We start from the raw sequence: 14,056 nt of genomic DNA on the forward strand, positions 1-14,056 counted from the left end.
GGGCGGATTCTGCAGTGACGGATGTGACAAACGGGAAGATAACCGCCTTAATGAAAGCATGCCAGCTGCCCCCAGCAACCGCCGTGCCGTCATAGTCGAGGACAACGCGGACATCCGCCGGTTGCTGGCCCAAATCGTCTCCGACCAAGGCTTCACGGTGGCGGAGGCAGAAAACGGGCGGGACGGCCTCGAGCTGGTCCGCAACGGCGGCGCCGACCTCATTACGTTGGATTTGAACCTGCCCGATCTGGACGGCATTGAAGTCTGCCGGCAGGTCAGGACCTTTTCCGACGCCTACATACTGATGATTACCGCGCGCGCTGAGGAGCTGGACCGGCTCAGCGGGTTGAACACGGGCGCCGACGATTACATCAGCAAGCCGTTCAGCCCCCGGGAGCTCCAGGCAAGAATCGGAGCGCTTTTCCGCCGCCCGCGATCCCAACCCGTTGAGGCGATTCCTAGCGAAGACCAGAAACGCGCAGCCGAGGTTCAGCGCAGCCTTCTGCCGGCCGAGCCCCTGAGACTTCAAGGCTATGAGATCGGCGGCCGTTGCCGGCCCAGCCGAAGCGTGGGCGGGGACTTTTTCGATTGGTGCGCCACGGAAAACGGGCTGCAACTGACGGTCGCCGATGCCATGGGCAAGGGCATGGGCGCTGCCCTTATCGCCGCGACGGTTCGCGCGGTGTTGCGCGCCTCCCACGGACACGCGGACATCGTCCCGGCCTTCCAGGCGGCGAGCCAGTCGCTCGAGAGCGACCTGGCCCAGTCCGACTCCTTCGTCACGATCTTTCATGCCAGGCTGGACGCCGGGAACTCTACGGTCGACTACGTGGACGCGGGGCACGGGCTTGGGCTGCACCTCTACGACGGCGGCCTGCGCCGCCTGCCCTCGGGTGGCCCGCCCGTCGGTGCCGTCCCGGGCAGCACGTGGGCCGCAAGCCGTCTGCTGCTGGAGCCCGGCGAATCGCTCCTTGTACTCAGCGACGGGCTTCTCGATGCCTTCGACTCGGTGGACGCAGCCATGGACGCGGTGGCCGCCGTTGCCAGCTCCGGTGACGATGTCCGGGACGTCTGCGATGCCGTGTTGGACCTGGCCGGCGCCGCGGTGGCGGACGACATCACCGCCGTGATGCTGCGCCGGTGCCCGGCAGACAGCCCGGTACCCTTGTGAAACGTTTTGCCATACGGCTGCTGGTGGTTCTGACGGTCATCCTCGGAACCAACTACCTCGCGTGGCGATGGCTCGACTCGCTCAACTGGTCGGCGTGGTGGATAGCCGTCCCCTTGGTGCTGGCCGAGACCTACAGCCTGATCGACGTCGGACTCTTTGGTTTAACGGTCTGGCGGTTCCGGGAGCGCAAAGCGCCGCCACCGCCTGCGGACGCCACCGTCGACGTTTTCATCACCACCTACGACGAGCCGCTGGACCTCGTCATGGCTACCGCGCTGGCGGCGCGGGACATCCGGTACGCCCACAGCACCTGGATTTTGGACGATGGCGCCAGGCCGGAGCTGGGCGAACTGGCCGCCCGCCACGGGCTGGGCTACCTGACCCGCACCGGTGACTGGGCGGACAAGCCGCGGCACGCCAAAGCGGGCAACCTGAACAACGCGCTGATGATGACCCACGGGGAATTCCTCTTGATCCTCGACGCCGACCAGGTCCCCCGGCCCGACATTCTGGACAAGACGCTGGGGTATTTCAACCAGCGCAGGGTCGCCCTCGTCCAGACCCCCCAGTACTTCAGCAACGTTCCGGCCAACGATCCGCTGGGCAGCCAGGCCCCGCTGTTCTACGGGCCCATTCAGCAAGGCAAGGACGGCTGGAACGCAGCGTTTTTCTGCGGTTCCAATGCCCTGCTCCGGCGCGAAGCACTGATGCAGCTGGGCCTGGCCGGCTATGTCACCGAAGTCGACCGCGGGGTTCACCGCGCGCTCGCAGGGGCGCGAAGTGCCATCCGCAAGGCCCGAAGGTCCCCGGAGGCGGCAGATCCACTCGTAGCAATGCTGCTCGACGACGTGGAGGCCGCCACCGACACGGCCCGCGCCAGCCTCCGAAGCGGCGGGTCGCTCAGCGAAATCACTTATGACCTCCGGAAGAAGGTCGACGACGCCGTGCGGTCCTTGGTTGCCGAGAACTTCGCGGCCGTGGAAGCGGACCTGGCCGAGATCGCCGCCATGGAACTCGGGGGCACGGCCGGTGTGCCCGAGCCGGACGAATTGGACGGCGCGCTCGAGCGGATGTCCCGGCGGGATTGGTCCCCGCTGGGGGCGCTGGGATCAGTGCAGGCGGTGCTGGACGCCGTCTCGATAGAACGCCCCGACGAGGCCCAGCCGGTGATGCCGTTGGCCACTATCTCCGTGACAGAAGACATGGCGACCTCGATGCGGTTGCATTCGATGGGGTGGCACAGCGTCTACCACCACGAGGTACTCGCCCACGGCCTGGCCCCGGAGGACCTCAAAACCATGCTGACCCAGCGGCTGCGCTGGGCCCAGGGCACCGTCCAGGTCATGCTGCGCGAGAACCCGCTGGCGCAACGCGGGCTGAGGCTCGGCCAACGGTTGATGTACTTCTCCACGATGTGGAGTTACCTCAGTGGCTTTGCCGCGGTGATCTACTTCGCCGCGCCAATCGTCTACCTCACCCTGGGCATCCTCCCCGTCAACAGCCTGAGCACGGACTTTTTCATCCGGTTCATCCCGTTCATGGTGGTCAACCAACTGCTGTTCGCCGTGGTGGGCAAGGGCGTCAGCACTTGGCGCGGGCAGCAGTACAGCCTCGCCCTCTTCCCCACCTGGATCAAGGCCTGCACGACGGCGGCCCGCAACGTGTGGCTGGGACGGCCCCTCGGCTTTGCCGTCACTCCGAAAGCCCGCCAATCCGGGGGGAGCAGCTGGAACCTGATCACACCCCAGCTGGTCACCATGGCTTTGCTGGTTGCTGCCCTCCTGACGGGCGCGGCAAGACTGGCGGCCGGACTGAACGAACCCGTGGGCACGCTGGTGAACGTGGCCTGGGTTATGTTTGATTTGCTGATTCTGGGCGTGCTGGTCAAGGCCGTCAGGTACAAAGGGTTCAAGCCCGACGAAAGGAACGTGGATGCAGTTCACCGTTGAGACCACGCCCGCCTATGCCGAAGTCATCGGGAGCGGCCGGCTCAACATGGTCGCAGCACCCCGCCTCCGGGAAGTTGTCGCGGCCGTCGTGGCTAAAGGAAACCACCATGTGGTGGTGAATATGGCGGGTACGGAGTTCATGGACTCCTCCGGCCTCGGGGCGCTCATCGGCTGCCTGAAGATCGCCCGGCAAGCCGGGGGCGACCTCCGCATCGCGAACGTGCAGCCGCAGGTGAGGATGGTGCTTGAGCTGACCAGCATGCACCGCGTGCTGACTCCTTACCAGAGCGTCGACGCGGCGTTTTCCGATGACTGAGGTCCTCGCCCGAACGACACGCCAGGGGCTGGCCACGGCCGAAACCGTCGAGGCCCTGCACGAGGACTTCGAGGCGCTGTGGACGAAAGCCGACTTCGTTCCGGACTTGGACCGGATGGCCTTCTCGACTGCCGTGATCGAGGCCGCCACCAATGTGGTCCAGCACGCCGTCCCTGCTTCCGAAACTCCCCTCCAGCTCGGTGTTGAGATCACCATCTGGTCCCGCCGGTTGGAAGCACGCATTTCCGAAATCGGCGCAGCACCTTCCAGCCCCGGCATCTCGAACCCGCAAGAGCACGACGTCGACGACGAGTCGGAGTCAGGGCGCGGACTCAACCTGATCCATGCCTTGGTCAGCACCGTCACCTTCGAGCGCCACGGCGAGGACAACGTATGGGTCCTCTGCCGCCATGCCTCCGAGGACAGCGCCTGAAGCCGCCGTCCGGCTGCTTACCGGCTCCTAGCCGGCCGCGAGCTCCCCGGCGACCAGCCGCCGCGCGACCTCGGTCAGCAGTTCCACGCCGCGCACGGCGTCGTCGTCCCGGGTGAATTCGGCCTCGTTGTGGGAGATCCCTTCGACGCTGGGAACGAAGAGCATGACCGTCGGCACAACGTCCTTCAGGTTCGTCGAGTCGTGGCCGGCCACGGTCATGATATCCGTGTGGCTGAACCCGAGCCGCTCCGCGCTGGCGATGCCGAGCGCCACGCCCGCGGGCTGGTAGGACACCAGTCCCCACCGGTGGGTCAGCTCCAAACCGACCGTCGTCCGGGACACGGCCTCCGCCTCGGCGATCCTTTTGTCCAGCAATTCCATGGCGCGGGCCAGGACGTCCTCATCCGGCGACCGCAGGTCCAGGTTCATGACGGCCTGGCGCGCAATGGTCACCGGCGAGTTGGGCAACACGTACATCTCGGAGACCGAGGTGTGCAGCTGGCCGGGGGCGAACTCCGCGGCGAGGTCGCGGGCGGCGGAGATGACCAGGGCGGCTGCGTAGAGGGCATCCCTGCGGTCCTCCATCCGGGTGGAGCCGGTATGCGACTGCTCCCCGTCCACCGTGACGCGGTACTTGCTCGCCGCCCACGTGCGGTCCACGATTCCGACCTGCGTGCCGGTTTCCTCAAGGCTCCGGCCCTGTTCAATATGGATCTCGGCGTAACGGGCCACGTCGGCGAGCCGGGGGGCGCCGTCGTCGGCGGTGCGGTGGCCGGCGGCCAAGGCCGCGGCAACCGTCGTCCCGGCCGGATCCGCGGTGGCCAGCGCCTCTTCCAGGGGCAGCTTCCCCGTGAAAACCGAACTGCCCATCATGCTGGGCGTGAAGCGGCTGCCTTCCTCGTTGAACCAGTTGACCACGGCCACGTTGTAGACCGGGTCGATCCCGCCCGCGGCAGCTTCGGCCGCCACGCGGGCCGCGGCGTGGGCCCCGGCCAACACGCCGTAGGCGCCGTCGTACCGCCCGGCCAACGGCTGGGAGTCCAGGTGCGAGCCGAGCAAGACATAGGGAGCACCGGGAACAAGTTCAAGGGTCCCGAACTGGTTTCCGGCGGCGTCTACCTTTTCCGTGAAGCCGTGCCGCGCCAGCCACTCGCCGAACCACCGGCGGGTGGCATGGTCCTCCGGCGTACCGGCCTGCCGGTCCACGCCGCCGCCGGCGGTCGCGCCGAACCCGGACATGGCACCGAAGTCGTCAAGAAATTCCTGGCCGGTCGTGCTCATCGTGCTTCCTCCCCCGTCGACGCCGTCGCCGCATCAGCGGATTCCAGTGCCGGAAATTTCTCCGCGCCGAAGCGGATGTCGCCGCCCACCATGGTGGCCAGCACCTGCGTGGCGCCGATGCGCGACGGCTCGACGGCGGTGGGGTCTTGGTCCAAAAAGACCAGGTCGGCCAGCAGGCCGGGCGCCAACCGGCCCTTGATGTCCCCCGCTCCCGTCGCCGCCGCGGAACCGACGGTGTAGGCGGCCAGCGCCTCGGCCGCGGTGATCCGCTCGTCGGGGCCGTATACCTCGCCGGACGGGGTCAGCCGCTCCACGAACGATTGGATCACGTCGAGCGGACGGCCGTTGGACACCGGTCGGTCCGAGCTGCCCGGCAACGTAGCGCCGCGCCGCAGCAGGCTGTTGGCCGGGTAGGACGTCGCCGTCCGCTCCGGACCGAGCAGCCGCGCCATGCCGTCGCCGAACTCGGTGATGAAATGCGGCTGCGGCACCAGGACGATGCCGGCCGCGGCGATGCGGTCCAGCTGCTCCGACCGGATCACGCCGCCGTGCTCGATCCTGTTGGGCAGCGGCCTGTGGCCGTAGGTTTCCTGGGCTTCGGTGATGATGTCGATCGCGTGGTCGATGGCGTGATCCCCGATCGCGTGCATCGCGATGGACCAACCGGCGCGGTACGCCTCGAGGGACGATGCGCGCAGCACTTCGGCGTCCATTTGCAGGTAGCCGTGGTTGTGGGGGCAGCCGACATACTCTTCGGTGACGTAGGCGGTGCTGCCCAGCAGCGATCCGTCGCTGAAGATTTTCACCGGTCCCAGCCGGAGCCAGTCGTCCCCCAAGCCGGTGCGGATGCCGGCATCGAGGCCGCGCGAGACCGGGTCTGCGTCGTGCCCTGGAACCTCGTGCAGGGCATCCAGAACCAGCATGGGTTGCATCCGGACGCTCAGCAGCCCCTTGTCCCGTGCACTCTGGTAGGCGCCGAACTCGCGCGGTGAGTAGCCGATCCAGCCGCCGGCGATGCCTGCGTCGGTGACGCTGGTGATGCCCTCGGTCAGATAGTGGGTGGTCGCGAGGTCCAGCGCGCGTTCGATGGTCGCCAGCGGGTAGGGCAGCATGATGTCCTGCACCAACCGCATGGCGTTCTCTTCCAGCAGCCCGGTGGGCCGGCCCTGGGCATCCGTGACAACGACGCCGCCATCGATCGGCGCGGCAAGGTCGGCGCCGCGTGCGGCGATGAGATCGAGTGCAACACCGTTGACATTGCAGGCGTGGCCGGAGGAGTGCTTGATCCATACCGGGCGGCCGCCGGCGGCAGCATCGAGCCGGTCGCGGTCAGGCTGGGCTCCGCCGTGCAGCAGCGGGCTGTACCCCGAGGCCACCACCCATTCGTCCTCCGCCAGCGTGGACGCGGCGTCGGCTATCACCGCATAGGCCTCATCGAGGCTGGCGACGGTCCCCAAATTCGCTTCCAGCAGGCCGAGCCCGAACCAGACGCTGTGGGCGTGCACGTCATTGAAGCCGGGGACGATGACCGCACCGGCGGCGTCGACGACCCTCCGGGCCCGGGGCGCGGCCTGCGGGTCGACGTCGAGTGCCAGCACCTTCCCGTCGTGGATCAGCAGGTTTTCTGCCACCGGATGTCCGGGGTCCTGGGTCAGTATGCGGGCGTTGCGGATCAGGAGATCGACGAGCATGAGTCCTCTTCGTGCTTTCGCTGCGGCGTGCCCGGAGCGGTAGACGGCGCAGCGAGCCGTGCCCGGCGCCGCCTCCATTTCAACACTGGAGCAATGTCACGCTCAATGGACAAAAGACGCCATCTCCGGCGGAAGGATTAGGCAAATGCATAAGATGGATGCATGAGCGAGCCGCGCGTAAAACCTTTCCTGCACAGCGCCAGCCGGCACCGGGACTTCAATCCCGACCCGTCGGCCGAACCCCAGTGGACCGAACTTATCCGGCGCCTGTGGCAGGAACGCGATTTACTGGTCAGCGACTTCCTGGAGCGCTTTGCGGCCATCTCCTATGAGGGGGCACTGGTTCCGGACGAGGATGTCCGCCGGACAGCGGTGGACACGATGGAGATGTTCCTGTTCCAGATGGCCGGCCTCGAGTTGCCGCCCGATCTTCGGTCCCTGCCGAGGGATGTGGCTTCCCGCCGGGCACGCCAGGGGGTTCCGCTGGAGGCCTTCCTGAGCGCGGTACGCAACGACTTCCGGGTCCTGTGGAAAGGCCTTGAACGCGTTGCGCGGGGGCACGGCACCGACGTGCTCGTTGCCAACATGGACCGGGTCTTGGACACTGTGGAGAGATACGTCAGCAGTATTCAGCAGGCGTTTTCGGAAGAGGAAGCCCTGCTGGCCCGCGACAAGCAGTTGCACCGGCAACGGCTGCTTTCGCGGCTCTTTAACACCGATACCCAAAACACCGGCGAGGTCTCCGACATCGCCGCCGGCTTGGAAGTAGAAAGCTCGGACGTGTTTGAACTGATTGCGGTCACCAAGGAGGCGGCGGCGAAGTTGCCGGATCAGCCGGCGGCCGACCGCCACACCTTCTCCTACGAACGCGCCGGCGCCCTCTACCTTTTCCGGGTAAGCCGAGCCGGACGGACCTGGCAGGACGATCCGCCCGAATTTCCGGCCGGTTATATGCCCGGCGTGGAGGGCCTGGCCGCGATTCCGCAGGCGGCAGCGGCGGCTTTGGTTTTGGCCGCCAAGCACGGTGCCGATACGGGGCTGGCCACCATCGCGGGCACTTGGATGTCCATTGCCCGGGACCTCCTGGAGAAGGCGCTCCCCGGATTCTCGCTCCCCGTCACCACGGCACTGGACCACTGCACGCCGCATGAGCGCCAGCGGTTGCTGCAGGTGGCACAAAGTTACGGCCGCACCGGTTCGATCAAGGAAACCGCGGAGGAACTTTACTGCCACCGAAACACGGTGGTCAACCGGTTGCATTCGCTGGAGGAAGTCATCGGGCTGGACATGACGGTTCCGGCGCAGGCAGCGCTCGCACTCGTGGCGCTCGCGGACTACAAAAATGGGCACAAGTTGTGAAAAGGCACAAGTAGGCGTTGTCAAGCCGGTGAGTATTGTCATTGTTCAGGGGAATGGCACTACCTTACAGTCGAGAGGTACTTCACAGCTCTACCTCGGGATGTCCTCCGTTCAGGGCCATAGGAATTACGGGCTGCCGCTGCCTCCTCCATCGGAGCCGGCCCCGCATAGCTTGAAAGGCAACACGTGACGACGCCGCAATCTCTCAACACCCCCGGCGCTCCGCCGAAAGTCTCCGGCAAGGACGCAGGCAAGATCGCCCGGGCCGCCTTCGTCGGAACGGCTCTCGAGTGGTACGACTACTACCTCTTCGGCACGGCCGCGGCGTTGGTGTTCAACCGCCTGTTCTTCACGGAACTGGATCCCACGGCCGCGTTGCTGGCTTCGTTCGCCACCTTCGGCGTCGGCTTCGCAGCCCGTCCGATCGGCGCCATGCTCTTCGGCTACATCGGCGACAAGTACGGCCGCCGGCCCGCCCTGCTGACCACCATCGTCATGATCGGCGTCGCCACCGGTCTGATCGGCCTGCTGCCCGACTTCGGCAGCATCGGCCTGGCGGCCCCGATCCTGCTCGCCGTCCTGCGGCTCGTCCAGGGACTGGCCGTGGGCGGCGAATGGGGTGGCGCGGTCACGATGGCCGTCGAGCACGCCCCGGCCGAGAAGCGCGGCCGGTACGCCGCCCTGGTCCAGGTCGGCTCGCCGGTGGCGACCCTGCTGGCGTCCACGGCGTTCACCCTCGTGCTGCTCTTCCCGTCCGACTTCTTTGACGCCTGGGGCTGGCGCATTCCCTTCCTGCTGGCCTTCCCGATGCTCCTGATCGCCCTGTGGATCCGGCTCAAGGTGGAGGAGTCGCCGATCTTCAAGGATCTGCTGGCCCAGGAAGAGACCTCCAAGGTCCCGGCCTTCGACGTCTTCCGCAACGCCGGCGGCCGCCTGGTGGTTGCCGTGCTCGCCGCCCTGCTGGGCGTGGGCGGCTTCTACATGATCACCACCTTCGTGGTCAGCTACGGCGTCAACACCCTAGGGGTGGACCGCAACGTGATGGTCAACGCCACCCTGATCGCCGCCGTCGCCCAGATCATCGTCACCATCCTGATGGGCCGGCTCGCGGAAAAGATCGGCCCGGGCAAGGTCACCATGTGGGGCGGCATCCTCACCGCCGTCCTGGCCTTCCCGTTGTTCGCCATGATCGACACCAAGTCCCCGCTGCTGATCACCCTGGCCATCACCTTCGGCATCATGCTGATCGCCGTGGCGTACGCGGTCAACGGCGCGCTGCTGACCGAACTGTTCCCGGCGAAACTGCGTTACTCCGGCGTGGCCCTGGGCTACAACATCGCCGGCGCGACCAGCGGCTTCATGCCCATGATCGCCACCGCCATGCTCGGCGTCTCCGGCAACCAGTCCTGGGGCGCGGCCATGATCCTTGCCATCATCGCGCTGCTCACGGCCCTCGGCGGGTTCCTCGGCGAGCGGCTGCGGGTCAAGGACAAGCAGATCGTAGCCGACAGCTAAGTCCCCACGCCCGCCCCACCCCGGGGCGGGCTCCGGCCTCCGGTGGACACCGCCGCCGGAAGCCAGCGTCTCACCACCTCGCGGGGGAGCCGTCCAGCCGGGCGGCTCCCCCGCGCCATATCAAGGAGCATTCGGATGATCAATGACGAACAGTCCCAACGTATTCTCGATGCCGTCGACGCCGCGTTCGACGCGCAGCTGGCCTTCACCCAGGAGCTGGTGAAGCACCCGTCGCTGCGGACCGCGGAAGGCAGCGCGCAGGACCTGCTGCACACGGCGATGGCCGCCCGCGGCCTGGAAATGGACCGCTGGCAGCTGGATCCCGACGAGCTCGCCACGCATCCGGGCTTCGGCCCCGTCACCGTCTCCTACGACGACGTCGACAATGTTGTCGGCACGTACCGGCCTGCCGCCGAAACCGGCCGCTCGCTTATCCTGAACGGACACGTCGACGTGGTGCCGGAAGGGCCGGAAGAGGCATGGTCGCGCTCCCCCTGGGATGCTCCCATCATCGACGGCTGGATGTACGGCCGCGGTGCCGGCGACATGAAGGCCGGGCTGGCCGCCAACCTCTTCGCGTTCGACGCCGTCAAGGCGGCCGGCCTCGAACCCGCCGGCCGAATCCACTTCCAGTCCGTCGTCGAAGAGGAATGCACGGGCAACGGTTCCCTGTCCGCGCTTATGCGCGGCTACCGGGCGGACGCGGTCATCATTCCCGAGCCCGAAGAGGACATGCTGGTCCGGGCCAACGTCGGGGTGCTCTGGTTCAAGGTGCGTGTCACCGGTAACCCGACCCATCCGCGCGAGATGGGCACCGGCTTCAACGCCATCGACGCCGCCTACACCGCCATCACCGCCCTGCGCGAAGTCGAGGAGAAGTGGAACGCGGAGCGGGGCCGGCACCGCTACTTCGAGGACCTGGAACACCCCATTAACTTCAACTTCGGGCAGATCATCGGCGGCGACTGGCCCTCCAGCGTGCCCGCCTGGTGTGAATTCGATGTGCGGGCGGCCATTTACCCCGGGATCCCGGCCGAGCAGGCCTGGCACGAACTGCAGGAATGCCTCGCCCGGCTGGGGGCCGGCCCCGAGCCGATCAAGGCCGTCGCCACCAAAACCGGATTCTTCTCCGAAGGCTACGTGCTGGAGCCCGGCAGTGAAGCCGAGTCCCTGCTGGAGAGCACGCACGAGCAGGTCTTCGGTCAGGAGCTTGGCACTTTCACCACTCCCGGCTACCTGGACGGGCGTGTCTTCGCGCTCTATGCCGACACGCCCGCGCTTGTTTACGGCCCGGTCTCCGAAGCGATCCATGGCTTCGACGAGCGGGTATCCATCGAATCGGTCCGTCGAATCACCAAGAGCATCGCTCTGTTCATCGCCAACTGGTGCGGCGTGGAAGAGCGGGCCTGACACAGTCGCCGGCACCCGCGCTTCCTGCCGGTGCCGGCGACCGCCTAGCGGCCCCGCTTCTGGAGGGACTCCATCCGTTGCCGGTTTTCCCACCACTTCAACGTGTGGTTGATCAGCGACCCGAGCACCAAGGACGCTGCGATGGCGAGCAGCACCGCGAACTCGGTGGACAGCTGCGGCCACACGCCCGACGCGGTGCCGATGCCCACCGAGTAGGCGGACCACAGCACACCGGCCAGGGCGGAGTGCGCCAGGAACCGGCGGCCGGGCTGTGGAATCATAGCGGCGGCCACATTGAGCGTCACCCGCCCCATGGGAACAAACCGGGACGTCAGCACCAGCGGCAGCCCCTTGCGGCCCAGCCCGGTGCGGGCCTTGCGGAAGCCTGACTGCCAGTGTCGCCCGGAGAACACCTTCCGCTCGGCGAGGTTGAAGCGGCGCACCAGAAAGAACGTGCCGGCGTCACCCGCTACCGCGCCGGCCAGCATGGCGGCCGCCAGTACGTAAGGGTCGAGGTGGTCCGAGTGCACCGAGAGCGACCCCAGCGCGACGAACAGCGTGGTGCTCGGCACCGGAGGAACCAGCGCGGAAACGGTCACGAAGAGCGCACCGGCAGGGTAGATCCACCAGTAATCCAGGCTGCGCAGCAGTTCGCCGAGTTCGTCCATCCCCCCATCCTCCCCGATGCACGGCGGTGCAGGTGCAACGCTGCATCTGGCGGCACGCTGCAAGCGCCCGTCTAAACTGAGGCCATGAGCAACCTGGAGGCGGCACCGAGGGAAGTTGTCTGTTCACTGGAAGCAGACTCCGCCGACGCGGAGGTCCTGGCGCCGCGTGACGTCCCGCTGGGCGGCATCCGGGCCATGAACGTCCGCCGCACCCTGCCGCAGAAACGGCGCAGCCTGATCGGTTCCTGGTGCTTCCTGGTGCTTCCTGGATCATTACGGGCCCGACCTGGTGTCCGGTACCGGCGGCATGCAGGTTCCCCGCCACCCGCACACCGGCCTGGCCACGGTCAGCTGGCTGTTCTCCGGCAAGATCGCGCACCGGGATTCGGCCGGGTTTGAAGCCATCGTGCGCCCGGGGGAAGTGAACCTCATGATCGCCGGCCGGGGCATCTCCCACCAGGAATTTTCGACGCCGGACACCACCGTCCTGCACGGCGCGCAGCTCTGGTTCGCCCTTCCGGACTCGACCCGCAACATGCCGCCGACGTTCGAACATTACGCACCGGAACCCGTCGTCGGCGACGGGACGGAGTTGCGCGTCTTCTTCGGTTCGCTGGCCGGCTCCACGTCTCCCGTCAACACCTACACCCCTCCGCTGCTCGGTGCCGAGGCCACGCTGCGTGCGGGGTCCCGGCTGGAACTCGCCTTGGACGCCGGGTTCGAACACGGAGTCCTGCTGGATACCGGCGACCTCCGGCTGGACGGAAACGACGTCCCGGTGGACCACTTGGTTTACCTCGCCCCCGGGCGAAAGCGCCTCGTCCTCGAGGCCGGGGACGCCCCGGCCCGGCTGCTGCTCATCGGCGGCCAGCCGCTGGGCGAGCAGATCATCATGTGGTGGAACTTCGTGGGCCGGAGCCATGAGGAGATCGTGGCGTACCGCGCCGCCTGGCAGGCCGAGATCGACGTCGACCCCGCGCCGGAACCCGAAAACGGCACCTATCCGGACGGCGCCCCGTATCCCCGGTTCGGCCCCTTCCCCGACGGGACGCCCGCACCGCTGCCCGCACCGACGCTGCCGACCGTCCAGCTGCGACCCCGCGGCTGAGCACTGCCGGACCGCCCCATCATCAGGAGGACCCATGGAAGCCGACGTCCCCATCGCCGTCCGCAGCAATGCCGGACGGCGCCGCTACGAACTGGTGGACGGCGGCAAGGTGATCGGCAAGGCCCACTGGTTGCCGTTCGAGGGGCCGTCGGGCCCCGAGCGTGTCTTCTTCCACACCACCGTTGACGAGGAGTATGCCGGGCAGGGACTGGCCGGACGTCTGGCCCGCTACTCGCTGGATGACACGGCCGCTGCCGGGGTGTCCGTGGTGACCGTATGCCCCTACTTTAAGGCCTACGTCGAAAAGCACCCGGAGTACCTGGCCCAGACCACCCCGGTGCGGCCCGAACACGTGCAAGCGGTCGAACGCGTCGCGGGCTAGGGAGACCGCCGGAACCCTTTGCCGTCGCCAACAGTTCTTAACGGGGAGAGATGACCCCGTGCACCGGCTTCCACCGGGCAGGCAAGGAGCGGAACCGTGGGAATGTTCGACAAGCTGGTCCAAAAGGGCAAGCAAAAGGCCATCCAGTACGCCAAGGAGCAATTGGCCCAACGCACCGGACAGCAGCGCCCGCCGCGGCCCCAGGACTCCGGCCGGGGACCCGGCTACGGCCAGGAGGCAGGCTACGGGCGCGGCCAAAACCGCCAATACGGCCAGGACCCTAACTACGACGGCGGTTACAACCGCGGCTACGGTCAGGACCGTGGTTACGACCGCGGTTACGGGCAGGACCGTGGTTATGGGCAGGACCGCGGCTACGACGGCGGGTACAACCGTGGCGGGGGCGACGGCGGTCAAAGGTATCCGTCCCGGCCGCAGCCTCGCGACGGCAGGCCCGGGCAACCCGCCGGCCGGGACGCCGACCAGGCGGCCATCGCGAAATACAAGTACATGCTGCAGACTGCACCGCCCCAGGACATGGAGCGGGCCCACGCCGAAGCCTTCAACCGGTTGACCCCGCAGCAGCGCGCGATGCTCCGGGACGAGCTCAACAGCCAGCTCCCCGCCGCGGAGCGGGCCGCCTCCGACCGGCCCGAGACGCTAGCCAGGACCGCTACCCGCGCCGAACTGGCGCAGCCGGGCTTCATGGAACGGATCCTCGGCCGGACCGGATCGGGCCGGGGCGGCGGCCGCCTTGCCGCCGGAGCCGCCGG

Annotated in this window: 12 protein-coding genes and 1 pseudogene; 10 read left to right on the plus strand and 3 right to left on the minus strand. The window is 67.4% G+C overall.

The genetic code is table 11. From position 1 onward, the window contains the following. The first annotated feature begins 58 nt into the window (after nucleotides 1-58). Genes AC5RUH_RS11080 through AC5RUH_RS11095 form a run of 4 tightly spaced genes read left to right on the plus strand, consistent with a single transcriptional unit; the run spans nucleotide 59 to nucleotide 3,869 of the window. Entirely contained in the window at nucleotides 59-1,171 is a 1,113-nt protein-coding gene (locus AC5RUH_RS11080; protein ID WP_494002211.1) for a response regulator, read from the plus strand. Beyond that, nucleotides 1,168-3,120 carry a glycosyltransferase family 2 protein gene (locus AC5RUH_RS11085; protein ID WP_494128601.1) on the plus strand — a complete coding sequence of 651 codons (1,953 nt, stop codon included), beginning with the start codon at nucleotides 1,168-1,170 and terminating at the stop codon, nucleotides 3,118-3,120. The genes AC5RUH_RS11080 and AC5RUH_RS11085 overlap by 4 nt, the downstream gene beginning before the upstream one ends. Beyond that, on the plus strand, nucleotides 3,104-3,436 hold the full coding sequence (locus tag AC5RUH_RS11090) for an STAS domain-containing protein (RefSeq protein ID WP_494002209.1): 333 nt from the start codon (nucleotides 3,104-3,106) through the stop codon (nucleotides 3,434-3,436). Before AC5RUH_RS11085 ends, AC5RUH_RS11090 begins: the two co-directional genes overlap by 17 nt. Next, nucleotides 3,429-3,869 carry an ATP-binding protein gene (locus AC5RUH_RS11095; protein ID WP_494002208.1) on the plus strand — a complete coding sequence of 147 codons (441 nt, stop codon included), beginning with the start codon at nucleotides 3,429-3,431 and terminating at the stop codon, nucleotides 3,867-3,869. The genes AC5RUH_RS11090 and AC5RUH_RS11095 overlap by 8 nt, the downstream gene beginning before the upstream one ends. Before the next feature lie 27 nt (nucleotides 3,870-3,896). Here AC5RUH_RS11095 and AC5RUH_RS11100 read toward each other — a convergent pair whose 3' ends face one another. Then, nucleotides 3,897-5,150 carry a M20 family metallo-hydrolase gene (locus AC5RUH_RS11100; RefSeq protein WP_494102344.1) on the minus strand — a complete coding sequence of 418 codons (1,254 nt, stop codon included), beginning with the start codon at nucleotides 5,148-5,150 and terminating at the stop codon, nucleotides 3,897-3,899. Next, nucleotides 5,147-6,841 (minus strand): amidohydrolase, encoded by a 1,695-nt coding sequence (locus tag AC5RUH_RS11105; RefSeq protein WP_494128602.1) that lies wholly within the window; start codon nucleotides 6,839-6,841, stop codon nucleotides 5,147-5,149. The genes AC5RUH_RS11100 and AC5RUH_RS11105 overlap by 4 nt, the downstream gene beginning before the upstream one ends. Nucleotides 6,842-7,003: 162 nt before the next feature. Between AC5RUH_RS11105 and AC5RUH_RS11110 the strand changes: the two genes are divergently transcribed. The 3 genes from AC5RUH_RS11110 to AC5RUH_RS11120 all read left to right on the plus strand — a co-directional run bounded on the left by AC5RUH_RS11110 (nucleotide 7,004) and on the right by AC5RUH_RS11120 (nucleotide 11,125). Further along, nucleotides 7,004-8,200, plus strand: a complete 1,197-nt coding sequence (locus AC5RUH_RS11110; protein ID WP_494128603.1) for a helix-turn-helix domain-containing protein — start codon at nucleotides 7,004-7,006, stop codon at nucleotides 8,198-8,200. 186 nt (nucleotides 8,201-8,386) lie between these two features. Further along, nucleotides 8,387-9,715 carry an MFS transporter gene (locus AC5RUH_RS11115; RefSeq protein ID WP_494002204.1) on the plus strand — a complete coding sequence of 443 codons (1,329 nt, stop codon included), beginning with the start codon at nucleotides 8,387-8,389 and terminating at the stop codon, nucleotides 9,713-9,715. A gap of 135 nt (nucleotides 9,716-9,850) precedes the next feature. Then, nucleotides 9,851-11,125 carry an ArgE/DapE family deacylase gene (locus AC5RUH_RS11120; protein WP_494128604.1) on the plus strand — a complete coding sequence of 425 codons (1,275 nt, stop codon included), beginning with the start codon at nucleotides 9,851-9,853 and terminating at the stop codon, nucleotides 11,123-11,125. 44 nt (nucleotides 11,126-11,169) lie between these two features. Here the strand turns inward: AC5RUH_RS11120 and AC5RUH_RS11125 are convergent, their stop codons facing one another. Next, nucleotides 11,170-11,793, minus strand: a complete 624-nt coding sequence (locus AC5RUH_RS11125) for a DedA family protein (protein ID WP_494002202.1) — start codon at nucleotides 11,791-11,793, stop codon at nucleotides 11,170-11,172. Nucleotides 11,794-11,877: 84 nt separating this feature from the next. Here AC5RUH_RS11125 and AC5RUH_RS11130 point away from each other — a divergent pair. From AC5RUH_RS11130 to AC5RUH_RS11140, 3 genes and pseudogenes are all read left to right on the plus strand, one after another. Then, nucleotides 11,878-12,901, plus strand: a pseudogene (locus AC5RUH_RS11130) (pirin family protein). A 34-nt stretch (nucleotides 12,902-12,935) separates the two neighbouring features. Next, the gene (locus AC5RUH_RS11135; RefSeq protein ID WP_494128605.1) at nucleotides 12,936-13,283 is read left to right on the plus strand and encodes a GNAT family N-acetyltransferase; all 348 of its coding nucleotides are present in this window, start codon (nucleotides 12,936-12,938) and stop codon (nucleotides 13,281-13,283) included. Between the two features lie 102 nt (nucleotides 13,284-13,385). Next, on the plus strand, nucleotides 13,386-14,056 hold a 671-nt coding region (locus tag AC5RUH_RS11140), incomplete at its 3' end, for a hypothetical protein (RefSeq protein WP_494128607.1).

The sequence above is a fragment of the Arthrobacter sp. Y3223166 genome, from assembly GCF_059090935.1.